The following is a 22,716-nucleotide window of genomic DNA, read 5'->3' on the forward strand; positions in this document are numbered from 1 at the left end:
GGCCGCGGGTTAGACGCTCAGCGCTGGCTCAGGCCGTGCTGCTGCAGCTTGCTGTAGAGGCTGGCGCGGGAGATGCCGAGCTCCATCGCAGCACGCCGACGGTTGCCCTTGCAGGCGGCCAGTGCGCTCTGCAGCGCGCGGCGCTCGGCCTGAGCAAGGGTCTGGGCCAGCGGTTGCAGCGGCAGTTCTTCGAGGTTGGCGGCCAGTGCCGCTTGAGCAGGCGTCGACACGGCTGCCATATGGCTGCTGGCGTCCACCGGGCGCGCCTGCTCGCCGAGCAATGGCAGCAGGTGTGCCGCCTGCAACTGCGGGCCGTCGGCGGACAGCTGCGCGCGTTCCAGCAGGTTGCCCAGCTCGCGCACGTTGCCGCGCCAGGGTTGCGCGCAGAGCAGCGCCAGCGCCTCGGGGCTCAGCTCCATGGGCGGCTGGCCGGAGCGGTTGGCGATGTCGTCGAGCAGGTGCTCGACCACGGCGGGGATGTCGCTGGCGCGCTCGCGCAACGGCGGCACGCGCAGGGCCAGGACATTGAGGCGGTAGTAGAGGTCGTCGCGGAACTGGCCGGCGGCGACCTTGGCTTCCAGGTCGATATGCGTCGCGGCGATCACCCGCACATTGAGCGCCTTGACCTGGTTGGAGCCCAGTGGCTCGACCTCCTGTTCCTGCAGCACGCGCAGCAGCTTGGCCTGCAACGGCAGCGGCAGGTCGCCGATCTCGTCGAGGAACAGCGTGCCGCCGTTGGCCACCTCGAATTTGCCGATGCGCGCCTTGCGGTCGGCGCCGGTAAAGGCGCCTGGCGCGGTGCCGAACAGTTCGGCCTCGACCAGGCTTTCCGGGATCGCCGCGACGTTGACCGCGACGAAGGGCCCGCGCGCCCGCGGTGAGAGGTTGTGGATGCCCTGGGCGAGCAATTCCTTGCCGGTGCCGGTCTCGCCGCGCAGCAGCACAGTGGCATCGAGCTGCGCGGCGCGCCGCGCCTGGCGTTTGATCTCGCTGGCGGCGGGACTGTTACCGATGAAGCCGGCGATGGTGTAGCGCGCCCGGCGCGCCTTGGCCAGCTCGTTCTGGGTGGCGACCAGCTGCGTCTGCAGGCTGGTGTACTTGGACATCAGCGGTTTGAGATGCCGCGCGCGGTCGAACAGCACGAAGCCCAGCGCGCCGACCAGGGTGCCGTCCTCGTCGCGCAGCGGAATGCGGGTGACCACGAAGTGCTCGTCGCCGAACGCCATCAGGTCGAGCATGCTCGGCTGGCCGCTTTCCACCACTTCGCGCAGGCGGCTGGCGGGCAGCACCTCCTCGATCTCCTTGCCTAGCACGCTGGAGGGATCGCGGATGCCGACCTTCTCGGCGTACTTGTCGTTGATCCAGACGATGCGCGCCTGGCGGTTGACCGCGATGGTGCCCTCACACTGCGCGTTCAGGTGATCGAACAGCAGTGGCATGGCCACGGCACGGAAGCGTTCCGGCGAAACGCCGACGATCAGGCCGTGGTTGTCGAGTGCGTCGCGGGCAATGCTCATGGGCAGTCAGGGTCCGTGCTGGGGCGGCCGATTATGGTTGGCCCCGGCTGCCACGGGCAAGGCAGCCGGAGGGTGCTCAGGGCTGGGAATACACTTCGTTGGGCAACCAGGTGGCCAGTGGCGCGAAATAGAACACCAGGGCCAGGCCGATCAGCTGGATGACGATGTACGGCAGCACGCCGAGGTAGACATCGCGGGTAGTGATGCCCGGCGGGCAGACGCCCTTGATGTAGAACAGTGCGAAGCCCACCGGCGGGGTGAGGAACGAGGTCTGCAGGCAGAGCGCGAAGAGGATCGCGAACCACAGCGGATCGACGCCCATGGAGAACAGCACCGGCGCCACCAGCGGCAGGATGATCAGGGTGATCTCGACCCAGTCGAGGAAGAACCCCAGCAGGAAGGTGATCGCCAAGACGGTGAGCAGCACGCCGGTCTGGCCGAACGGCAGGCCGGTCAGCGCCGCGCGGATCACGTCGTCGCCACCCAGGCCGCGCAGCACGGCGGCGAATACCGTGGCGCCGATGAAGATGCCGAAGATGAACGCGGCGGTGCGGCTGGTCTGGTACAGCGCATCCTTGAGCACCGGCAGACTCAATCGGCGGCTGGCCGCGGCCATCAGCAAGGCGCCGAAGGCGCCGACGGCGGAGGCCTCGGTGGTGGTGGCGATGCCGAAGAAGATCGAACCGAGCACGGCGAAGATCAGCGCCAGCGGCGGGACCACGGCCCAGAACACGTCGAGCAGGGCGCGGGCGTCGAGCTTCGGCCGGTTGGCCGGGGCTGGGGCGAAGTCCTTCTTCAGCCAGGCGGCGATCACGATGTACAGCACGTACATCAGCGCCAGCATCATTCCCGGGATCAGCGCACCCATGAACAGCTTGCCCACCGAGGCTTCCGAGGTGCCGAGGCGGTCGGCCATCAGCACCAGCATGATGCTCGGCGGGATGAGGATGCCCAGCGTGCCCACCGAGCAGGCGGTGCCCACGGCGAGGCTCTTGTTGTAGTTGGCCTGCAGCATCGGCCCGATGGAGAGCATGCCGAGCAGCGCCACCGAGGCGCCGACGATACCGGTGGAGGCGGCCAGCAGGATGCCGACCACCACCACGGTCACCGCGTAGCCGCCGCGCAGCGGACCGAGTACGCGCACCAGGCTGTGCATCAGGCGTTCGGCGATGCCGGAGCGGTCGAGCATGATGCCCATGAAGATGAACAGCGGCAGGGCGACCATCAGTTCGTTGGCGACGATGCCGTAGATGCGCGCGTCGAGCACGCCGATGGTGCCGTCCCAGGTAAACCAGAGATTGGCGTCGAAGTGCTCGACCAGCACATAGCCGACCACGGCGAACAGCAGGCCGATGCCGGCCAGCGACCAGGCGACCGGGAAGCCGAGCAGCAGCAGGCCCATGAAGCTGGCGAACATGGCGATGACGAGGATTTCTTCCAGACCCATGATTGCGACTACTCCATCAGGGCTGCGAACGAGTGCGGTCGCGCTCGTCCGAGGGGGCCGTCAGGGCCCGCGGGAAATTGAACAGCAGGGTGCTGCAGCGCAGCGCACGCGACAGCAGCGCCAGCGCCACCAGCGCGAGGCCGATGGGCAGCACGCTCTTGAAGATGAAGCGATGGGGCAGCCCGCTGGGCGCCTGGGAGCGCTCGTTGTAGAGGTAGGCCTTGTAGGCGTAGGGAATCAGCGCATCGATCATCAGCGCGATCACCGGCAGGGCCAGCAGCACGATGGCGATCAGCTCTATCCAGGCGCGACCGCGCAGGCTGAAGCGTTCGCTGAGCACGTCGACGCGCACATGGTCGTCGCGCACCACGGCATAGGCGAGGGCAAGCATCAGCGCGGCGCCGAACAGGTGCCAGGACAGTTCCTCCAGCGCGATGGAGCCGCGGGAGAGGACGAAACGGCTGAACACATTGGTCAGCACGACCAGCAGAACCGCCAGCCAGAGCCAGGCGCTGGCCTGGCCGATGGCGACCAGCAGGCGATCCAGCGGCCGTGAGATGCGGTTGTACGGCAGCGCGTCGGGCGCTGGCGCATCGGGAGAGACGGGCTTGAAGGACACGGTGGACCTCGAAATCTCGACACAGGTGATGAACGCGGGCACGTCGCCGTGCCCGCCGGTTAGGCGCAGCCGTCAGTCGTACTTGTAGAAGTCGCGCGGCAGGTAGCCCATGCCATGCCAGATCGAGTGGTGCTGCATGAACTCGCGCTGGCTGGTCAGCACGCGCTTGAACATCTCGTCCTTGGCGGCCATCTCGTCGAGCACCTCGTCGGTGACCTTCTGCAGCTCGCGCAATACCGGCTCGGGCAGCACCTGGGCCTTCACGCCCTGCTTCTGGTAGTCACGCAGCGCGGTCGGTTGGGCCCACTCGCTTTCGGCAAAGCCTTTGAGCGTGGCCGACTCGCAACCCATCTCGATCAGTGCGCGGCTTTCCGGCGCGAGCTTGTCCCAGACGTCCTTGTTCACCAGCAGGTGCGAGGTGGTCAGCGTCTGATGCCAGCCGGGCATGATGTAGTTCTTGATGATCTGGTCCAGGCCGAGCATTTTGTCCACCGCCGGCTGCGAGAACTCGGTGGCGTCGATGGTCTTGCGCTCCAGCGCCTGGTAGATCTCGCCGCCAGGCACCATGGTCACCGAGGCGCCGAGCTTTTCCAGCACCTTGCCGCCGATGCCGGCGAAGCGGATGCGCAGGCCGTCGAAGTCGTCGAGCTTCTCGATGGGCTTGGCGAACCAGCCGGCGCCTTCCGGGCCGATGATGCTGCACAGCATCGGGTGGATATTGCGCTCGGCGTAGATCTCCTCGAGCAGCTTCTTGCCGTCGCCCTGGTAGTACCAGGCCAGGTGCGCCGGCGGCTCCATGTTGAACGGCGCGCCGGAGTACAGCGGCAGGGCCGGGATGGTGCCCTGGTCATAGCCGATCCAGGTGTAGCCGGCCGGGTACTTGCCGCTGCTCACCGCATCCATGATCTCGAACGGCGGCACCAGCTCGCCCGGCTCGTAGTAGCGCAGCTGGATGTCGCCGCCCGACACTGCCTTGAGCGATTCTGAGAGGTGCTTGACTGGCGTGGAAAGGCCGATCAGGTGCGAGGGGAAGGCCAGCGGCACCTGCCAGCGGATCTTTTCCGCGGCGCTGGCGACGCCACTGAGCAGGCTGGCGCCGAGCAGGGTGGTGGCACCGATGGCGCAGGCGATACGGGAGAGTTTGTTCTTGGTCGACATGCAGGTTTCCTTCTTGTTGTTGTTCTGGTGCCCGAGGGCGGACGCGTAACCGCCCGTGGGTCGAGGGCGTTAACAGGCCAGAACAAGAATAGAGGCCGAGCCGATGCTGCCGATCCGGCGCCAGTCTTGTTCTTTGGTTTGTTCTGGCGTCGAAGGCTGGATTGCAGGTTCTGTGCCTATCGCCCGCGGACCAGGAAAGGCGCGGTCTGCAGCGGTATTCGAGTGTTTGCAGGGCGATAGTGGTGTCCGCTGCGGCAGACACTGCTCAGGTGGAAATGCGGCGGTGTCCGAAATTCTGGAACATGTCCAGTTTCATGGACGACTGCAGTGGCTGCCTGCCGGACAAACGAAATCCGGCGTGGCGCAAGGCGCGACGCCGGATGAGAGGAGTGTAGAGCGGAGGGTGTGCGATCAGCTGGCGGCTTGTTTGGCCAGGGTATTTTCCAGCGCGGTGCGGCAGCGTTCCTCGGCGGTATCCAGCTCCAGCTGCATCTGCCGGATATCGAGCAGCTGCTGCTCCAGCTGCTGGCGGCGCTCGGCGATCATCTGCAGCATGATGTTCAGCTGCTTCTGGTTGCCGGCCTTGGGGTCGTAGAGTTCGATCAACGTCTTGCATTCGGCCAGCGAGAAGCCGATGCGCTTGCCACGCAGGATCAGCTTCAGCGCGACGCGATCCTTGGGCGAGTAGATGCGCTCCTGGCCGCGGCGGGTCGGTGAGAGCATGCCCTGTTCTTCATAGAAGCGGATGGCGCGGGTGGTGATGTCCAGCTCGTTGGCCAGGTCGGAAATGCTGTAGGTCTGTTTAGCCATGATTCCTTCCGATCATCCTCTGTCGCGCCCGGTGATCCGGGCGCGTATGTCTGCCCCGCGCCGTGTGCTTAGGGGCGTTCGACTGCCAAGGCTACTCCCTGGCCACCACCGATGCACAGCGTTGCCAGGCCCTTGCGAACATCGCGGCGCTGCATCTCGTGCAGCAGGGTCACCAGGATACGGCAGCCCGAGGCGCCGATCGGGTGGCCGAGGGCGATGGCGCCGCCGTTCACGTTGACCTTATCGGCATCCCAGCCCAATTCCTTACCCACCGACAGCGCTTGCACGGCGAAGGCTTCGTTGGCTTCGATCAGGTCCAGCTCGGCCAGCGTCCAGCCAGCCTTTTCCAGGCAGCGGCGGGTGGCGGTGACCGGGCCGATGCCCATGATCGCCGGGTCGACGCCGGCGTTGGCGTAGCCGGCGATCTTCGCCAGTACCGGCAGGCCCAGCGCCTCGGCCTTACTGGCGCTCATCAGCACCACCGCGGCGGCGCCGTCGTTGAGGGTCGAGGCGTTGCCGGCAGTGACGCAGCCGTCCTTCTTGAAGGCTGCGCGCAGGCCGCCGAGGGATTCGGCGGTGGTGCCGGCGCGGGGCTGCTCGTCACGGGCGAAGGCGAGCGGATCGCCCTTGCGCTGCGGGATCATCACCGGGGTGATCTCGGCATCGAAGCGGCCGCTTTCGATGGCGGCGGCGGCACGCTGCTGCGACTGCGCGGCGAAGGCGTCCTGCTGCGCGCGGTCGATGTCGTACTTGTCGGCCAGGTTCTCCGCGGTGATGCCCATGTGGTAGTCGTTGAAGGCATCCCACAGGCCATCGGTGATCATGGTGTCGACGATCTGCGCGTGGCCCATGCGCAGGCCGGTGCGTGCGCCGGGCAGGACGTAGGGCGCCAGGCTCATGTTTTCCATGCCGCCGGCGATGATCACGTCGGCATCGCCGCAGCGGATCGCCTGCACGGCCAGATGCACGGCCTTGAGGCCCGAGCCGCAGACCTTGTTCAGCGTCATGGCCGGTACCGCGTGGGGCAGGCCGGCCTTGATCGAGGCCTGGCGCGCGGTGTTCTGCCCGGCGCCGGCGGTGAGCACGTGGCCGAGGATGACTTCATCGACCTGGGCCGGGTCGATGCCGGTCTTTTCCAGCAGGGCGCGGATCACGGTGGCGCCCAGTTCGACTGCCGGCACATTGGCCAGCGAGCCCTGGAAACTGCCGATGGCGGTGCGGGTTGCAGCTACGATGACGACGTCTTGCATGACGGACTCCGAATAAAAAGGCGCTACGCCGGGGCGTAACGCGAGGGCTAGGCACGCGGCCTGGCTCCGGGAAAGGGTGCCCTCGAACGACAGGGGGCAGCCGTTGGTCAGCGCGCTGGCAGACCGGTCGATGCCGCAGTATACGGGCGCCTGGGTGACTGGCCAGTGCTGGCGCGCCGCCGGCTCGGGGCGTTCGGGGCAGGCGGGAAGACGCGGCGGGCAAGGGTTGCTCCGGCGTCCTTCCCGCACTCGCTTCAGCGCTGGATCGGGCTGCCGGTGGCCTCTTGCAGCTCCTCGAAGCTGACGCCTTCGGCCAGCTCCACCAGCTTCAGGCCCTGCTCGGTGACGTCCAGCACGCCGAGGTCGGTGATGATCCGGTCGACCACGCCGAGGCCGGTCAGTGGCAGGTCGCAGGCCGGCAGGATCTTGTGCGCGCCGCCCTTGGCGGTGTGCTCCATCAGCACCACGACGCGCTTGACGCCAGCCACCAGATCCATCGCGCCGCCCATGCCCTTGACCATCTTGCCGGGGATCATCCAGTTGGCCAGGTCGCCCTTTTCCGACACCTGCATGGCGCCGAGGATGGCCAGGTTGATGTGGCCGCCGCGGATCATGGCGAAGCTCTGCGCGTTGTCGAAGAAGCTCGAGCCGGGCAGGGCGGTGACGGTCTGCTTGCCGGCGTTGATCAGGTCCGGGTCGATCTCTTCCTCGGTCGGGAAGGGGCCGATGCCGAGCAGGCCGTTCTCGCTCTGCAGCCAGACGTCCATGCCGTCGGGGATGTAGTTGGCCACCAGGGTCGGGAGGCCGATGCCGAGGTTGACGTAGAAGCCGTCCTGCAGCTCCTGGGCGGCGCGTTGCGCCATCTGTTCACGTGTCCAGGCCATGGTCTCAGCTCCTCACCGTGCGTTTTTCGATGCGTTTTTCCGGGTTCGGGTTGTGCACGATGCGATGCACGTAGATGCCCGGCAGGTGGATCTGGTCCGGGTCCAGCTCGCCGGTCTCGACGATCTCCTCCACCTCGACGACGCAGACCTCGCCGGCCATCGCCGCCAGCGGGTTGAAGTTGCGCGCGGTCTTGCGAAACAGCAGGTTGCCGGCCTTGTCGGCCTTCCATGCCTTGACCAGCGCCAGGTCGGCGGTCAGCGATTCCTCCATCACGTACCACTCGCCGTTGAACTGGCGGGTTTCCTTGCCTTCGGCCACCAGCGTGCCGTAGCCGGTCCTGGTGTAGAACGCCGGGATGCCCGCGCCGCCGGCACGCAGCTTCTCGGCCAGGGTGCCCTGCGGGGTGAACTCCAGGGCCAGCTCGCCGGCCAGGTACTGGCGCTCGAACTCCTTGTTCTCACCCACGTAGGAGGAAATCATCTTGCTGATCTGCCGCGTCTCCAGCAGCAGGCCGAGGCCGAAACCGTCGACACCGGCGTTGTTGCTGATGGCAGTCAGGTTCTTCTTGCCGCTGTCGCGCAGCGCGCCGATCAGCTGCTCGGGGATGCCGCACAGGCCGAAGCCGCCGACGGCGATGGTCATGCCGTCCTCGACCAGGCCTTCCAGGGCGTGGGCGGCGCTGGGGTAAATCTTGTTCATGAATTACCTCTACTTGTTGTTCTGTCCGTGCCGGGTGCCATCTGAGCAGGCGCCCGACGAATAGGGTTTAGCAAGAACGGTGCCGCTAACCGGCCAGTCTGGCGCGGGCGACCCGCGAACCGTTGGCGCGCCCCAGCAGCTGGCTGATGCGCTGGCCGGCGGCGATCAGTGCGTCGAGGTCGATGCCGGTGGCTATGTCCAGCCCGTTGAACATGTACAGCACGTCTTCGCTGGCGACATTGCCGCTGGCGCCTTTGGCGTAAGGGCAACCGCCGAGGCCGGCGACCGAGCTGTCGAACACGGCGATGCCTTCCAAGAGGCTCGCATAGATATTCGCCAGCGCCTGGCCGTAGGTGTCGTGGAAATGCCCGGCCAACCGTTCGCGCGGCACTTCGCGGGCTACGGTATCGAACAACGTGCGGGTCTTGCCCGGTGTGCCGGTGCCGATGGTGTCGCCCAGGGAAACCTCGTAGCAGCCCATGGCATACAGCTCGCGGGCCACTTCGGCGACCTTGGCTGGCGATACCTCACCCTCGTAAGGGCAGCCGAGCACGCAGGAAACGTAGCCACGCACGCGAATGTCGTGTTCGCGGGCAGCCTCCATCAAAGGCGCGAAGCGTGCCAGGCTCTCGGCGATGGAGCAGTTGATGTTCTTCTGCGAGAAAGCTTCGGAGGCCGCACCGAACACCGCGACTTCCTTCACGCCGGCCTCGATGGCCGCCTCCAGGCCCTTCATGTTCGGCGTCAGCGCCGCGTAAGTGACCCCGGCCTTGCGCTGGATCTGCGCGAAGACATCGGCGGAGCCCGCCATCTGCGGCACCCACTTGGGCGAGACGAAGCTGCCGACTTCGATATAGGACAGCCCAGCGGCGCTCAGGTCGTCGACCAGACGCACCTTGTCCGCCACGCTGATCGGCTGCTGCTCGTTCTGCAGACCGTCACGCGGGCCGACTTCCACCAGCCGGACCTGTTTGGGCAGGCTCATATGTCCTCCAGGGGCGAGCGCGATTGGCGGGCTCGCCGGTTCATGTGTGTCAGCCGAGGCGTCCGGCTACCGGTGGAAAAGCCTGCGGCGCTTCCACCCTAAGGCCTTGCGTTCGTGCGTAGGGTGGACAACGGCGAAGCTTTGTCCACCTTGGCGACCGTCACGCCTCTTCCATCTCCAGCAGCACCGCGCCTTCGCTGACCATTTCGCCTTCGCTGCAGAACAGGCTCTTGACCACGCCTGCCTGGGCACTGCGGATGCTGTGTTCCATCTTCATCGCTTCCAGCACGATCAGCGCGGTGCCGGCTTCGACATGCTGGCCGGCCTCCACCAGTACACGAACGATGCTGCCGTTCATTGGCGCGGTCAGGCCGCCGTGATGCTGGTGGCTCGCTTCGGCTTCGGCGATGGGGTCGAAGGCGCGCACGGCCAGCCATTCGCCGTTCCACTGCAGATACAGCGCACCACCCTGGCGGATCGCCCTGGGCGTGCGGACGCTCTGCTGCGGCACTGCCGGATCGACCTTCAAACGGCGGCTCTCGCCATTGCATTGCAGGTGCAGGGTAATCAGTGCCGGCATACCGAAGCGCAACCCGTCGCGTTTGGACCACGGCGAATGGGCATCGTCGCCGCGAACGGTGGTCGGCTCGCTCTGCACGAAGCACTCGGCAGCCTGTTGCCAGAAGGCATCGGACAGTTCGCCGGCCGGACGCAGCAGCTCGCCCTCGTGACGCGGGATGAAGCCCGTATCCAGCTCGGCTTCGGCGAAGGCGCGGTGGCCGACGACGCGACGCAGGAAGGCGAGGTTGGTGCGCACGCCGCCGACGGCGGTCTCGTCGAGCATGGCCAAGAGGCGCAAGCGCGCTTCCTCGCGGTTCTCACCCCAGGCGATCAGCTTGCCGAGCATCGGATCGTAGAATGGCGATACGGTATCGCCCTCGGCGACGCCGCTGTCGACGCGACGGCCCGGGCCATCCGCGGCTTCATGGTAGAGCTCGAGGGTGCCGGTAGCCGGGAGGAAATCGTTGTCGGGGTCCTCGGCGTACAGCCGTACCTCTATCGCATGGCCGATCAGCGGCACCTGTTCCTGGCTGATCGGCAGCGGCTCGCCGCGAGCGACGCGAATCTGCCAGGCGACCAGATCGAGGCCGGTGATGGCCTCGGTGACCGGGTGCTCGACCTGCAGGCGGGTGTTCATTTCCATGAAGAAGAATTCGCCACGCGCATCCAGCAGGAATTCCACCGTGCCGGCACCGACATAGCCGATGGCCTGGGCTGCCTTAACGGCCGCTTCACCCATGGCGCGGCGCAGCTCGGCGGAGAGGCCTGGCGCTGGCGCCTCTTCAACCACTTTCTGATGGCGGCGCTGGATCGAGCAGTCGCGCTCGTTCAGGTACAGGCAGTTACCGTGCTGGTCGGCGAAGACCTGGATCTCCACATGGCGCGGCTTCAATACGTACTTTTCCACCAGCATGCGCGAGTCGCCGAATGACGATTTTGCTTCACGTTGCGCGGAAGCCAGCGCCTCGGCGAGATCCGCCTCGCGCTCGACCACCTTCATGCCCTTGCCGCCACCACCGGCGGTGGCCTTGAGCAGCACCGGGTAACCGATCTTTTCCGCGGCGGCACGGAAGGCTTCCACGTCCTGCGCCTCGCCGTGATAGCCCGGCACCAGCGGTACGCCGGCTTCCTCCATCAGCGCCTTGGCTGCGGACTTGCTGCCCATGGCGTCGATGGCGGAGGCGGGCGGGCCGAGGAAGATCAGCCCGGCCTGTTCGATGGCGCGGGCGAACTCGGCGTTCTCCGAGAGAAAACCGTAGCCCGGGTGGATCGCCTGGGCGCCGCTGGCCTTGGCCGCTTCGATCAGCTTGTCGATGCGCAGGTAGCTGTCGGCCGGCTTGGCGCCACCGAGGTCGATGCGGATATCGGCTTCGCGAGCGTGGCGCGCCGTGGCGTCGATGGCGCTGTGCACGGCAACGGTGGTCAGGCCCATGGCCTTGGCGGTGCGCATCACGCGGCAGGCGATCTCGCCGCGGTTGGCAACCAGAAGGATCGTGATCATTTTTGTGATTCCTGCGTGGCCTGGAAGACGCTTCCCCTCACCCTAGCCCTCTCCCCTATGCCGGGCGCCCCCGAGGGGCGAGGGGACGACGGAGTGGGGCGAAGCAATGAAGTGGTTCGGCAATGATTGGCTTGACCGTTTGATGTGCCATCAGCGGCATGAGCGCGGACTTTATGGTTAGGCAGCCAAACCCCACATAACCCAACCCCCTCTTTCCATTGGGAAGAGCGCTGGGGCGAGGTGGCGGTGCTGCGACCCAGCACACCTGCCGAGCCATTGCACAAATCAACTCCCTCTCCCCTTTGAGGAGAGGGCTGGGGTGAGGGGGTGGTGTCGAGGACCTGCACCATCGCCCGACCGCCACACAACGCAACCCTCTCACCGCGCGTATGCGACAACGTATACGAGCGAGCGCCCCACAGAAGCCCAGTCATCACGCGCGCTCCTGCCACGCGGGCGTGCGTTTTTCCAAAAAGGCGCGCAGGCCTTCCTGACCTTCCGGGCTGGTACGCAGGCGGGCGATGGCCTGTTCGGTGGTCTGGCGCAGCGCACTGTCGAAATCGCCAGCGCCCACCTCCAGGAGCAGATCCTTGCAGGCCTTGAGCGCCTGTGGGCTGTTGAGCAGCAGGTTGCCGACCCACTGCTCGAGCGCGGCGTCCAGTTCACTGGCCGGGTAGGTCTCGGCGAGCAGGCCCAGCTCGCGGGCGCGCTGGCCGTCGAAGCGTTCGGCGGTGAGTGCGTAGCGGCGGGTGGCGCGCTCGCCGATGGCCTTGACCACGTACGGGCTGATCACCGCCGGGGCCAGGCCGATGCGCACTTCCGACAGGCAGAACAGCGCATCGCTGGCGCCGATGGCCATGTCGCAGCAGGCGATCAGCCCCAGCGCGCCGCCAAAGGCCGCGCCCTGCACGACGGCCAGGGTCGGCTGCGGCAGCTGGTAGAGGCGTTGCATCAGTTCGCCGAGTTCGTGGGCGTCATCCAGGTTGGCCTGAAAGTCGAGCTCCGCCGACTCGCGCATCCAGCCCAGGTCGGCGCCAGCGGAGAAGTGCTTGCCACGTCCGCGCAGGATCAGGAAACGGATGCTCGCATCGTCCTGCACCTGGGCCAGCGCCCGGTTCAGTTCGCCGATCACCCGGGCGTCGAAGGCGTTGTTCTTGTCCGCGCGGTTGAGCCAGAGCGTGGCCACGCCGCGCGCGTCTTTGTTCAGTTCGATGGTCTGGAAATCGGTCATTAAGAACTCCTTTGAGCTGCAAGCGGCAAGAAAACGCAGAACCGCTTGTGGCTTGCGGCTTTACATGCGGAACACGCCGAAGCGGGTCGGCTCGATCGGCGCGTTGAGCGCGGCGGACAGCGCCAGCCCCAGCACCTCGCGGGTTTGCGCCGGGTCGATCACGCCGTCGTCCCACAGCCGCGCACTTGAGTAATACGGATGGCCCTGGCGTTCGTACTGCTCGAGGATCGGCTGCTTGATCGCCGCCACCTCGTTGTCGCCGAGGCTCTTGCCGGCGCGTTCGCTCTGCTCCTGCTTGACCTGGGCGAGTACCCCGGCGGCCTGCTCGCCACCCATCACGGCGATGCGCGCGTTGGGCCACATCCACAGGAAGCGCGGGTCGTAGGCGCGGCCGCACATGCCGTAGTTGCCGGCACCGAAGCTGCCGCCGATAAGTACGGTGAGCTTCGGCACCTGGGCACAGGCCACCGCGGTGACCAGCTTGGCGCCGTGCTTGGCGATGCCGCCGGCTTCGTATTTCTGCCCGACCATGAAGCCGGTGATGTTCTGCAGGAACAGCAGCGGGATGCCGCGCTGGCAGGCCAGCTCGATGAAGTGCGCGCCTTTCTGCGCCGCCTCGGCGAAGAGGATGCCGTTGTTGGCGAGGATGGCGATCGGGTAGCCGTGCAGGTGGGCGAAACCGCAGACCAGGGTGGTGCCGAACAGCGCCTTGAACTCGTCGAACTCACTGCCGTCCACCAGCCGCGCTATCACTTCGCGCACGTCATAGGGCTGCTTGGCCTGGGCCGGAATCACGCCGTACAGCTCGTCGGCGGCATACAGCGGCGCGCGTGGCTCACGGGTCTGCAGCTGGCCGAGCTTGCGCCAGTTCAGGTTGGCCACGCAGCGACGGGCGATGGAAAGGGCGTGCTCGTCGTTCTCGGCGTAGTGGTCGGCGACGCCGGAGGTCTTGCAGTGCACGTCGGCGCCGCCCAGCTCCTCGGCGGTCACCACTTCGCCGGTGGCAGCCTTCACCAGCGGCGGGCCGGCGAGAAAGATGGTCGCCTGGTTGCGCACCATGATGGTTTCGTCGGCCATCGCCGGCACGTAGGCGCCGCCGGCGGTGCAGGAACCCATCACCACAGCGATCTGCGGGATGCCCATGGCGCTCATGTTGGCCTGGTTGAAGAAGATGCGGCCGAAGTGTTCGCGGTCCGGGAACACCTCGTCCTGACGCGGCAGGTTGGCGCCGCCGGAATCCACCAGGTAGACGCAGGGCAGGCGGTTCTCGCGGGCGACGGTCTGCGCGCGCAGGTGCTTCTTCACTGTCAGCGGGTAATAGCTGCCGCCCTTCACGGTGGCGTCGTTGGCGATGATCATGCATTCGACGCCTTCGACGCGGCCGATACCGGCGACCACGCCGGCTGCGGCAACGTCTTCGCCATAGACCTCGTGGGCGGCCAGCGGCGCGAGTTCGAGAAAGGCCGAGCCGGCATCGAGCAGGGTGTCGATGCGTTCACGCACCAGCAGCTTGCCGCGCGAGACGTGGCGCTGCTGGGCGGTCGCGCCGCCGCCTTCGCTGACGCGACCGAGCAGTGCGCGCAGGTTGTTCACCTGTTCGAGCATCGCGGCGCTGTTGGCGGCGAACTCGGGCGAACGGGTATTGATCTGGGTATGCAGGATGGCCATGGTTGGCTCCGTTCAATTCCATCATGGATGGCTCTGCCATCCACCGACTGCGGTGGAAAACGCTTCGCGGTTTTCCACCCTACGAGGGTTGGGCGTTGCTCCGCCCGCAGCTCACCTGGATTCGTTGAACAGCTCGCGTCCGATCAGCATGCGGCGGATTTCACTGGTGCCGGCGCCGATCTCGTAGAGCTTGGCGTCGCGCAGCAGGCGGCCGGTGGGGAATTCGTTGATGTAGCCATTGCCGCCGAGGATCTGGATCGCCTGCAGGGCCATCTGCGTGGCGTTCTCGGCGGTGTAGAGGATCACCCCGGCGGCGTCCTTGCGGGTGGTCTCGCCACGGTCGCAAGCCTGGGCCACGGCATAGAGGTAGGCGCGGCTGGCGTTGAGCTGGGTGTACATGTCGGCCACCTTGCCCTGGATGAACTGGAACTCGCCGATGCTCTGGCCGAACTGCTTGCGGTCGTGGATGTAGGGCACCACCACGTCGAGGCAGGCCTGCATGATCCCGGTCGGGCCGCCGGCCAGTACCACGCGCTCGTAATCCAGGCCGCTCATCAGCACCTTGACGCCGCCGTTCTCGACGCCCAGCACGTTCTCTTCCGGCACCTCGACGTCATCGAAGAACAGCTCGCAGGTGTTGGAGCCGCGCATGCCCAGCTTGTCGAACTTGTTGCCGCGGGAGAAACCTTTCCAGTCGCGCTCGACGATGAAGGCGGTGATGCCGTGCGGGCCCTTGTCCAGGTCGGTCTTGGCATAGATAACGTAGGTGTTGGCGTCCGGGCCGTTGGTGATCCAGGTCTTGCTGCCGTTGAGCACGTAGCGGTCGCCGCGCTTCTCGGCGCGCAGCTTCATGGAGACCACGTCGGAGCCGGCATTGGGTTCGCTCATGGCCAGCGCGCCGACGTGCTCGCCACTGATCAGCTTGGGCAGGTAGCGGGCCTTCTGCTCGGCGTTGCCGTTGCGGTTGATCTGGTTGACGCACAGGTTCGAGTGCGCGCCGTAGGACAGGGCCACCGAGGCCGAGCCGCGGCTGATCTCTTCCATCGCGACCACGTGGGCCAGGTAGCCGAGGCCGGCGCCACCGTACTCTTCGGAGACGGTCACGCCGAGCAGACCCATCTCGCCGAATTTTCTCCACATGTCCGCCGGGAACAGGTTCTCCTGATCGATGGCTTCGGCGCGCGGAGCAATCTCGGCAGCGACGAAGGCCTGCACCTGCTCGCGCAACATGTCGATGGTTTCACCGAGGGCGAAATTGAGGCTGGAGTAGTTCATGAGCCACCTGCTTGTCTTGTAATTGCTCTGTGTTCAGAGAGTTCGTTCGTCCGGGGGAATGCGGGCCGGCGTTCTGGTAGCGGTTCGAGGTCCATTGGCATGGATGATCGCCCGCTGCTTTACGTTAACGTAAAGGTACGCTGGCGCTCTGTCAACACATCACCGATGTCGGCATGCCTGCAAGCATAGGCTCGCCAAGGTGTGGTCGCCGGTTGGGCGTGCGGGGGTGTTTCGTCGGTGGAGGGGCACTCGGCGCGAGGCCGGTGGGACTAAACAGGCAATGGCCGCAACGTCGGCCTGCCATCGACGAGGAACTCCATGCCCCGCATCGGCTTCGCCTGCATGTATCGCCACCCGCAACAGAGCCTCTCGCTGAAGGAGCTGGAGCGCATCGAGCGCACCTTCAACCCGCGCAGCACGACGCTGCGCTGGATGGCCTCGGTGGGACGCGAGGCGGCCGAGGCGAGGCTCGAGGAGATCGTCGAGCACAACCTGAACGCCCAGCGGGTGTTGCTCGAATACGTCGCTACGCTGCCACCGATGCTGCGCATGTTGCGTCTGTCCAGCGACCTGCTGCCGTTCTACAGCCATGCCGAGATCGCGCCTTTCTACCGGCGGCCTGAAATTCAGGATCGTCTCATCACCGGTTTTGCTGCAATCGGCGAGCTGGCGCGCCGTCATGACATTCGCCTGTCGATGCATCCCGGCCAGTACTGCGTGCTGGGGTCGGACAAGCAGCAGGTGGTGGAGAGGAGCCTGGCGGAATTCGAATACCACGCCGACATGATCCGCATGATGGGCTACGGCCGGCGCTTTCAGGACTTCAAGTGCAACCTGCATATCGCCGGACGGCTCGGCGCCGAGGGCGTGCGTGCGGTATGGACGCGCCTGTCGACCGAGGCGCGGCACTGCATCACCTTCGAGAACGACGAGAAGACCTATGGCCTGGACGACTGCCTGAGTCTCGCGGACCTCGCGCCGGTGGTGCTGGACATCCATCATTGCTGGATTCACGAGGACCGCTACATCGAGCCGGACGACCCGCGCATCGAGCGCATTCTGCAAAGCTGGCGCGGTGTGCGGCCGACCATGCATTACTCGCAGCCGCAGGAGAGCCTGATGGAGCTCGGCTTCGCACCGGAGCAGAAGCTGGAAATCCCCGTGCTGCTGGAGCAGGTCAGCAAGCGCGACCTCTATGCGCATAGCAAACGCATGTGGAACCGCTGGACGAATCGCTATGCGTTTCAGTTTCTGGATCGCTTCGACATCATGCTCGAGGCCAAGGACAAGAACCTCGCCGCCCTCGACTTCCATCACGAGTACCAGCGCGAAGGCGCTTGACGAGGTGTTCCCGCGGCATCGTTGCGATGGCCCTCGCGCAGCTGTTTCCGCACCGCTTGGGTACGCCTTCAGACAGGCGTGCCAGCGCCGATCTGAACGCGACTGAAGCCGATATCCGTCACCAGATAATGGCCATTTGACTGCTTGCCAAGGCTCGACTTTCGCCTACCCCGGAGCATGTTGTCAGTTAGTTACCTTTACGTTAACGTAATCGCGGCCTAGGGTGACTGTCAGCAGCGCCAGCGCCCTTGCGAATCACGCCTCATAACAAACATAAGACTGAGGAAAATCGTCATGAGTCTTCCGAGCTATACCTGCGGACCGCAGAGCAAACCCCTGTTGCCCATGACCATCGGCGCGGCGTTCGATCGTACCGTGGAGCGCTTTCCCCAGCGCGAGGCCCTGGTGGTGCGCCATCAGCAGCTGCGTTACACCTGGTCGGAGCTGGCGGAGGCGGTGGACCGTTGCGCGCGTGGCCTGCTGGCCCTCGGACTGCAAGCTGGCGAGCGAGTGGGAATCTGGTCACCGAACAATGCCCAGTGGTGCATCACCCAGTTCGCCACGGCGAAGATCGGCGTGGTGCTGGTCAACATCAATCCCGCCTACCGCCTCAGCGAACTCGAGTACGCCCTGAAGCAGTCCGGCTGCCGCTGGCTGATCTGCGCCGATGCCTTCAAGACTTCCGATTACCACGCCATGCTCCATGAGCTGCTGCCGGAGCTGGAAAGCGCCGCCGTTGGTGCCCTGCAGAGCCATATGCTGCCCGAGCTGCGCGGGGTGATCAGCCTGTGCGACAAGCCGGTGGATGGCATGCTGCAGTGGCAGGCGCTGGTGGAGATGGCCGAGCAGGTCGGCCCCGAGCAGCTGCGCCAGTGCGGCGAGCGCCTGCAGTTCGACGACCCCATCAACATCCAGTACACCTCCGGCACCACCGGCTTTCCCAAGGGTGCCACGCTCAGCCACTACAACATCCTCAACAACGGCTACATGGTCGGCGAGAGCCTCAAACTGACCGAGCACGATCGCCTGGTGATCCCGGTGCCGCTGTACCACTGCTTCGGCATGGTCATGGGCAACCTCGGTTGCGTCACCCACGGCACCACGATGATCTACCCGAGCGCCGCCTTCGAGCCGTTGGCGGCGTTGCAGGCGGCGGCCGAGGAAAAGGCCACCGGCATGTACGGCGTGCCGACCATGTTCATCGCCATGCTCGACCACCCGGAGCGCCAGTCGCTGGATCTGAGCAGCCTGCGCACCGGCATCATGGCCGGTTCCACCTGCCCGATCGAGGTGATGAAGCGCGTCATCGACGACATGCACCTGGTCGAAATGCAGATCGCCTACGGCATGACCGAAACCAGCCCTGTGTCGACCCAGACCAGCGCCGACGACGACCTGGAGCGCCGCGTGACCAGCGTCGGTCGCACCCAGCCGCACCTGGAAAGCAAGATCGTCGACGAGCACGGCGCGGTGGTGCCGCGTGGGCAGATCGGCGAGCTGTGCACCCGCGGCTACAGCGTGATGCTCGGCTACTGGAACAACCCGGACGCCACCCGCGAAGCCATCGACGGCGCGCGCTGGATGCACACCGGCGACCTCGCGGTGATGGACGACGAGGGTTACATCAAGATCGTCGGCCGCAACAAGGACATGATCATCCGCGGCGGCGAGAACGTGTACCCGCGCGAGATCGAGGAATTTCTCTTCACCCATCCGGCGGTGGCCGACGTGCAGGTGATCGGCGTGCCGGACAGCAAATTCGGCGAGGAGATCGTCGCCTGGGTCAAGCTGCATCCGGGGCATCAGGCCGAGGCCGAGGAACTGCGCGAGTTCTGCAAGGGCCGCATCGCCCATTTCAAGGCGCCGCGGCACATCAAGTTCGTCGATGAGTTTCCGATGACCATCAGCGGCAAGGTTCAGAAGTTCCGCATGCGCGAGATCAGCGTGGTCGAGCTGGGCATCAGCGAACAGCACTGACCGGCACCGGCCGGGTTCGCCCGGCCGGCCATTCGCTCATCCGAAAAGGAGCTTCCCATGGCGCTGCCTATTGCTCAGCCGATCAGCCGTTTTCCGCTGCCCGCCAGCCTCGACGAACTACCCACCGACCTGCGCGAACGGATTCTCGCCGTGCAGGAAAAGGCCGGTTTCATTCCCAACGTGTTTCTCATGCTGGCCCATCGGCCGGCGGAGTTTCGCGCTTTCTTCGCCTATCACGATGCGCTGATGGAGCGCGAAGCCGACAGCCTGACCCAGGCCGAGAAGGAGATGATCGTGGTCGCGGTCAGCGCTGACCATGGCTGCCTGTACTGCGTGGTCGCCCATGGCGCGATCCTGCGCATCCTCGCCAAGGACGCGCAGCTGGCCGACCAGATAGCGATCAATTACCGCACCGCGCCAATCTCCGAACGCCAGCGCGCCATGCTCGATTTCGCCCTGCACCTGGCCGCCGGGCGCGGCGTGCTGGACGACGCCTGGCAGGCACGGCTGGAGGCGCAGGGCTTCAGCCTCGATGACATCTGGGACATCGGCGCCATCGCCGGGCTGTTCGGCCTCTCCAACCGCCTGGTGTCCATGGCGCGGACCCCGCCCAACGACGAGTTCTACCTGCTGGGCCGCGTGCCCAGGAGCCCCGCGCGCTGAGCGCGGCATCGCATTACCGCATGAGGTGGTAATCCGGGCCCGGGGACGTTCGCAGCCGGGCCCAACAGCTGCATCAACGATCACAACAACAAGAGAGAAAGCTATGCAACTGAGACCAGCAAGTCGAATCTTCCTGCTTTCCAGTCTGGCCGCAGCCATCCTGGGCATGTCCACCACGGCTTCGGCCGCTTTCATCGAAGACAGCAAAGCCAGCATCGACCTGCGTAACTTCTACATGAACCGCGACTTCCGGCAGTCTGGCGCCGCTCAGTCCAAGGCCGAGGAATGGGCCCAGGGCTTCATGCTGAAAATGGAATCCGGCTACACCGAAGGCCCCATCGGCTTCGGTCTGGATGCCATCGGGCTGCTCGGCGTCAAGCTCGACTCCGGCTCCGGTCGCGGTGGCACCAGCCTCCTGCCACGCTCGGCTTCCGGTGAACCGGAGGACGACTACGGCACGGCGGGCCTGACCGCGAAGGCCAAGCTGTCCGCGACCACGCTGCACGTGGGCACCCTGCAACCGGTGATTCCGGTGCTGATGCGCAACGACAGTCGCCTGCTGCCCAACATCTATCGCGGCGCCTGGCTGCAAAGCAAGGAAGTCGCCGGCCTCACGCTGGACCTCGGCATGCTGGATCGTACGAGCTACCGCGACTCTTCCAACTACGAAGAGATGACGGTGTTCAATGGCGGGCTGCGCAACATTACCTTTGGCAGCAATACCACGAGCGACGAATTCTTCTTCGCCGGCGGCCGTTACGACTGGACGTCGCAGCTGGCCACCAGCTACTACTATGGCGGGCTGGACGGCATCTACGATCAGCACAATCTCAGCCTGGTCCATGTGCTGCCGATCAGCGAGTCGCAGAGCTTCAAGACCGACCTGCGCTATGTGCGCTCCACCGACGATGGCGGCAGCAACGTCGACAACGATTCGTTCGGCGCACTGTTCACCTACAAGCACGGCGGCCATGCCTTCACCGGCGGCTATCAGCACATGAGCGGCGATACCGGCTTCGCCTACGTTGCCGGTGGCGATAACGCGCTGATCAACCTGCTGCAGATCAACGACTTCGGCAACGAGGACGAACGCTCCTGGCAGGTCCGCTATGACTACGACTTCGCCGCCATGGGCATTCCCGGGCTGTCGCTGATGACCCGTTACGTTTCCGGCGACAACGTCGACCGTGGCGCTGGCGCCAGTGAAGGCAAGACCTGGGAACGCAACACCGACATCGCCTACGTCATCCAGAGCGGCCCGCTGAAGAACCTCGGCTTCAAGCTGCGCAACGCCACCACGCGAAGCAACTTCCAGAGCGACCTGGATGAGAACCGCTTCATCGTCAGCTACAGCCTGCCGTTGTGGTAACCGCGAAACCGCTGTGAACCTCCTCGTTGGAAATTTCCGGGCCGCCTAGGCCCGGCTTTTTTCAAGGGGCGGGCTTCTATCGGCGCTCGCGATCCGATGCAGAGCGACCACCCACATGGCGCCGTAGATACTGGCATTTTGTCCGCCATTTGCAGGCTTTTACCGCTCAATCATGGGGTTTGGGGAGCAATGGAACCAAAAACCAACGTAAGCCCTACCACCTGCGCTCGGTGCCTTCTTCCCAGGCATCCGCCTCGATGAAGCAGTTGCGCATGTCGGCTTCCTGGCTGATCTCGGTCAGCAGGTCGTGCACGGTCTTGTCCAGCTCGTCGTCGCTTCGATACGAAATGGCCAACTCGTAGTGGCCCGACTCCAGCCGTTTCATGCCGTAGGGTTCCAGGCAGTAGCGCTCGATGTTCTCCTTGGCCCGTTTCCGGCCGCGCACGAACTTGCTGTTATTCACCACCGCCAGGCGCAGGGTGACGGTGGCCACCCGCTCGACAGCGGGCGGCTCTGCCGGCGATGACGACGAGGCCGTGATCTGCTGATCGCGTGACCGGGCGCTCTTCTGGTATGCGCCGATCTCGACACCCCGGTGGCGCAGGTAGCTGTACAGTGTGCTCTTGGAGATGTGTAGCTTCTCGCCGATGGCGCTGACGCTCAGGCGACCCTCGCGGTACAGCGTTTGCGCCGCCATGGCGGTGGCCTCGGCCTTGGCGGGCAGACCCTTGGGACGGCCACCGATCCGGCCCCGCGACCGTGCGGCCGACAGGCCCGCCTGAGTCCGCTCGCGGATCAGCTCGCGCTCGAACTCGGCCAGCGAGGCGAACAGGTTGAACACCAGGCGGCCTTGGGCATGGGTGGTTCGATGGGGTCATTCAGGCTCTGCAAGCCGACCTTACGCTCTGCCAGCTCGCCGACCAGCTCGACCAGGTGCTTGAGCGAGCGCCCGAGGCGATCCAGTTTCCAGATCACCACGGCATCACCCGGACGCACGTTGGCCAGCAGTTTGTCCAGTTCCGGACGGGCGCTTTCGCGCCGCTGGCGATGTCTTGGTAGATGCGTTCGCACCCGGCCTGTTTCAGGGCATCGACTTGTAGGTCGGCTTTCTGATCCCGAGTGCTCACTCGCGCATAACCGATCTTCATCAAAAGTACCGTTTACTCGACTACGTTAGTAATAGTTGAACTTTGATAAAGCGTACCAGTTATTTGAACCGTAGCGTGGGGAGCTTAACGAACCGAGCCATTCCTCGATAGAGTTCGGCAAAACCTTGGTTTTCCCGAACTAACCAGACGCCACAAGGGTTTGCGGGCAGGCGCTGGGCTTAAGTGCACTTTCTGTTCCGTTGCTCCCCAAACCCCGATATCACCCAGGTCGACAAACTGCTGCACGGTAACGAGAACGTCGTCTGCGCCGATGCCGGCTACACCGGCGTCGAAAAGCGCCCCGAACATGCGGGCCGCGAAGTGATCTGGCAGGTCGCAGCACGCCGCAGCACCTACAAGAAGCTCGATAAACGCAGCGCCCTGTACAAAGCCAAGCGCAAGATCGAGAAGGCCAAGGCACAAGTGCGAGCGAAGGTCGAGCACCCGTTTCGAGTGATCAAGCGCCAGTTCGGTTACGTGAAGGTGCGCTTCCGTGGCCTGGCCAAGAACACCGCTCAGCTGGTGACGCTGTTCGCGCTGTCGAACCTATGGATGGCGCGCCGACATTTGCTGACTACCGCAGGAAAGGTGCACCTGTAATGCGGAAAATGG

Annotated in this window: 17 protein-coding genes and 2 pseudogenes; 5 read left to right on the top strand and 14 right to left on the bottom strand. The window is 65.3% G+C overall.

Annotated features, from left to right (window positions below; genetic code table 11):
* Positions 1-17: 17 nt before the first annotated feature.
* From P5704_018920 to P5704_018980, 13 genes are all read right to left on the bottom strand, one after another.
* Positions 18-1,517 carry a sigma-54-dependent Fis family transcriptional regulator gene (locus P5704_018920; GenBank protein ID WOF78081.1) on the bottom strand — a complete coding sequence of 500 codons (1,500 nt, stop codon included), beginning with the start codon at positions 1,515-1,517 and terminating at the stop codon, positions 18-20.
* A gap of 76 nt (positions 1,518-1,593) precedes the next feature.
* Entirely contained in the window at positions 1,594-2,964 is a 1,371-nt protein-coding gene (locus P5704_018925) for a TRAP transporter large permease subunit (GenBank protein ID WOF78082.1), read from the bottom strand.
* Positions 2,965-2,980: 16 nt separating this feature from the next.
* A complete protein-coding gene (locus tag P5704_018930) occupies positions 2,981-3,583 on the bottom strand; it encodes a TRAP transporter small permease subunit (protein WOF78083.1) in 603 nt (200 codons plus the stop codon).
* 72 nt (positions 3,584-3,655) lie between these two features.
* On the bottom strand, positions 3,656-4,741 hold the full coding sequence (locus tag P5704_018935; GenBank protein ID WOF78084.1) for a TRAP transporter substrate-binding protein: 1,086 nt from the start codon (positions 4,739-4,741) through the stop codon (positions 3,656-3,658).
* A 411-nt stretch (positions 4,742-5,152) separates the two neighbouring features.
* Complete coding sequence (locus P5704_018940) at positions 5,153-5,551, bottom strand: MerR family DNA-binding transcriptional regulator (GenBank protein ID WOF78085.1); 399 nt, start codon at positions 5,549-5,551, stop codon at positions 5,153-5,155.
* Positions 5,552-5,619: 68 nt separating this feature from the next.
* Positions 5,620-6,801: an acetyl-CoA C-acetyltransferase gene (locus P5704_018945; protein ID WOF78086.1), complete on the bottom strand. Its 1,182-nt coding sequence runs from the start codon at positions 6,799-6,801 to the stop codon at positions 5,620-5,622.
* 254 nt (positions 6,802-7,055) lie between these two features.
* Positions 7,056-7,685, bottom strand: a complete 630-nt coding sequence (locus P5704_018950) for a CoA transferase subunit B (protein ID WOF78087.1) — start codon at positions 7,683-7,685, stop codon at positions 7,056-7,058.
* A 4-nt stretch (positions 7,686-7,689) separates the two neighbouring features.
* On the bottom strand, positions 7,690-8,385 hold the full coding sequence (locus P5704_018955; GenBank protein ID WOF78088.1) for a CoA transferase subunit A: 696 nt from the start codon (positions 8,383-8,385) through the stop codon (positions 7,690-7,692).
* A gap of 85 nt (positions 8,386-8,470) precedes the next feature.
* On the bottom strand, positions 8,471-9,370 hold the full coding sequence (locus P5704_018960; protein WOF78089.1) for a hydroxymethylglutaryl-CoA lyase: 900 nt from the start codon (positions 9,368-9,370) through the stop codon (positions 8,471-8,473).
* Between the two features lie 160 nt (positions 9,371-9,530).
* Positions 9,531-11,432 carry an acetyl/propionyl/methylcrotonyl-CoA carboxylase subunit alpha gene (locus P5704_018965; protein ID WOF78090.1) on the bottom strand — a complete coding sequence of 634 codons (1,902 nt, stop codon included), beginning with the start codon at positions 11,430-11,432 and terminating at the stop codon, positions 9,531-9,533.
* Positions 11,433-11,865: 433 nt separating this feature from the next.
* Positions 11,866-12,663 (bottom strand): gamma-carboxygeranoyl-CoA hydratase, encoded by a 798-nt coding sequence (locus tag P5704_018970; GenBank protein WOF78091.1) that lies wholly within the window; start codon positions 12,661-12,663, stop codon positions 11,866-11,868.
* A gap of 60 nt (positions 12,664-12,723) precedes the next feature.
* On the bottom strand, positions 12,724-14,331 hold the full coding sequence (locus tag P5704_018975) for a carboxyl transferase domain-containing protein (protein ID WOF78092.1): 1,608 nt from the start codon (positions 14,329-14,331) through the stop codon (positions 12,724-12,726).
* A 111-nt stretch (positions 14,332-14,442) separates the two neighbouring features.
* Positions 14,443-15,606: an isovaleryl-CoA dehydrogenase gene (locus P5704_018980; GenBank protein WOF78093.1), complete on the bottom strand. Its 1,164-nt coding sequence runs from the start codon at positions 15,604-15,606 to the stop codon at positions 14,443-14,445.
* A 318-nt stretch (positions 15,607-15,924) separates the two neighbouring features.
* On the opposite strand from P5704_018980, the gene P5704_018985 reads away from it, so the two are divergent.
* From P5704_018985 to P5704_019000, 4 genes are all read left to right on the top strand, one after another.
* Positions 15,925-16,947 (top strand): UV damage endonuclease UvsE, encoded by a 1,023-nt coding sequence (locus tag P5704_018985; GenBank protein ID WOF78094.1) that lies wholly within the window; start codon positions 15,925-15,927, stop codon positions 16,945-16,947.
* A gap of 294 nt (positions 16,948-17,241) precedes the next feature.
* On the top strand, positions 17,242-18,924 hold the full coding sequence (locus P5704_018990) for an AMP-binding protein (protein ID WOF78095.1): 1,683 nt from the start codon (positions 17,242-17,244) through the stop codon (positions 18,922-18,924).
* Positions 18,925-18,981: 57 nt separating this feature from the next.
* On the top strand, positions 18,982-19,587 hold the full coding sequence (locus P5704_018995) for a peroxidase-related enzyme (GenBank protein ID WOF78096.1): 606 nt from the start codon (positions 18,982-18,984) through the stop codon (positions 19,585-19,587).
* 103 nt (positions 19,588-19,690) lie between these two features.
* The gene (locus P5704_019000; GenBank protein WOF78097.1) at positions 19,691-20,956 is read left to right on the top strand and encodes an OprD family porin; all 1,266 of its coding nucleotides are present in this window, start codon (positions 19,691-19,693) and stop codon (positions 20,954-20,956) included.
* Between the two features lie 214 nt (positions 20,957-21,170).
* Here the strand turns inward: P5704_019000 and P5704_019005 are convergent.
* Positions 21,171-22,104, bottom strand: a pseudogene (locus tag P5704_019005) (recombinase family protein).
* A gap of 216 nt (positions 22,105-22,320) precedes the next feature.
* Here P5704_019005 and P5704_019010 point away from each other — a divergent pair.
* Positions 22,321-22,704, top strand: a pseudogene (locus P5704_019010) (transposase).
* Positions 22,705-22,716: the final 12 nt, after the last annotated feature.

The organism is Pseudomonas sp. FeN3W, from assembly GCA_030263805.2.
Lineage (GTDB): Bacteria > Pseudomonadota > Gammaproteobacteria > Pseudomonadales > Pseudomonadaceae > Stutzerimonas > Stutzerimonas stutzeri_G.

Bases quoted from the DNA above. Each gene is read 5' to 3' on its own strand.
- P5704_018950 (WOF78087.1), bottom strand. From the start codon at position 7,685: ATGGCCTGGACACGTGAACAGATGGCGCAACGCGCCGCCCAGGAGCTG.
- P5704_018965 (WOF78090.1), bottom strand. From the start codon at position 11,432: ATGATCACGATCCTTCTGGTTGCCAACCGCGGCGAGATCGCCTGCCGC.
- P5704_018945 (WOF78086.1), bottom strand. From the start codon at position 6,801: ATGCAAGACGTCGTCATCGTAGCTGCAACCCGCACCGCCATCGGCAGT.
- P5704_018980 (WOF78093.1), bottom strand. From the start codon at position 15,606: ATGAACTACTCCAGCCTCAATTTCGCCCTCGGTGAAACCATCGACATG.
- P5704_018925 (WOF78082.1), bottom strand. From the start codon at position 2,964: ATGGGTCTGGAAGAAATCCTCGTCATCGCCATGTTCGCCAGCTTCATG.
- P5704_018970 (WOF78091.1), bottom strand. From the start codon at position 12,663: ATGACCGATTTCCAGACCATCGAACTGAACAAAGACGCGCGCGGCGTG.
- P5704_018975 (WOF78092.1), bottom strand. From the start codon at position 14,331: ATGGCCATCCTGCATACCCAGATCAATACCCGTTCGCCCGAGTTCGCC.
- P5704_019000 (WOF78097.1), top strand. From the start codon at position 19,691: ATGCAACTGAGACCAGCAAGTCGAATCTTCCTGCTTTCCAGTCTGGCC.
- P5704_018940 (WOF78085.1), bottom strand. From the start codon at position 5,551: ATGGCTAAACAGACCTACAGCATTTCCGACCTGGCCAACGAGCTGGAC.
- P5704_018955 (WOF78088.1), bottom strand. From the start codon at position 8,385: ATGAACAAGATTTACCCCAGCGCCGCCCACGCCCTGGAAGGCCTGGTC.
- P5704_018995 (WOF78096.1), top strand. From the start codon at position 18,982: ATGGCGCTGCCTATTGCTCAGCCGATCAGCCGTTTTCCGCTGCCCGCC.
- P5704_018990 (WOF78095.1), top strand. From the start codon at position 17,242: ATGAGTCTTCCGAGCTATACCTGCGGACCGCAGAGCAAACCCCTGTTG.
- P5704_018920 (WOF78081.1), bottom strand. From the start codon at position 1,517: ATGAGCATTGCCCGCGACGCACTCGACAACCACGGCCTGATCGTCGGC.
- P5704_018985 (WOF78094.1), top strand. From the start codon at position 15,925: ATGCCCCGCATCGGCTTCGCCTGCATGTATCGCCACCCGCAACAGAGC.
- P5704_018935 (WOF78084.1), bottom strand. From the start codon at position 4,741: ATGTCGACCAAGAACAAACTCTCCCGTATCGCCTGCGCCATCGGTGCC.
- P5704_018960 (WOF78089.1), bottom strand. From the start codon at position 9,370: ATGAGCCTGCCCAAACAGGTCCGGCTGGTGGAAGTCGGCCCGCGTGAC.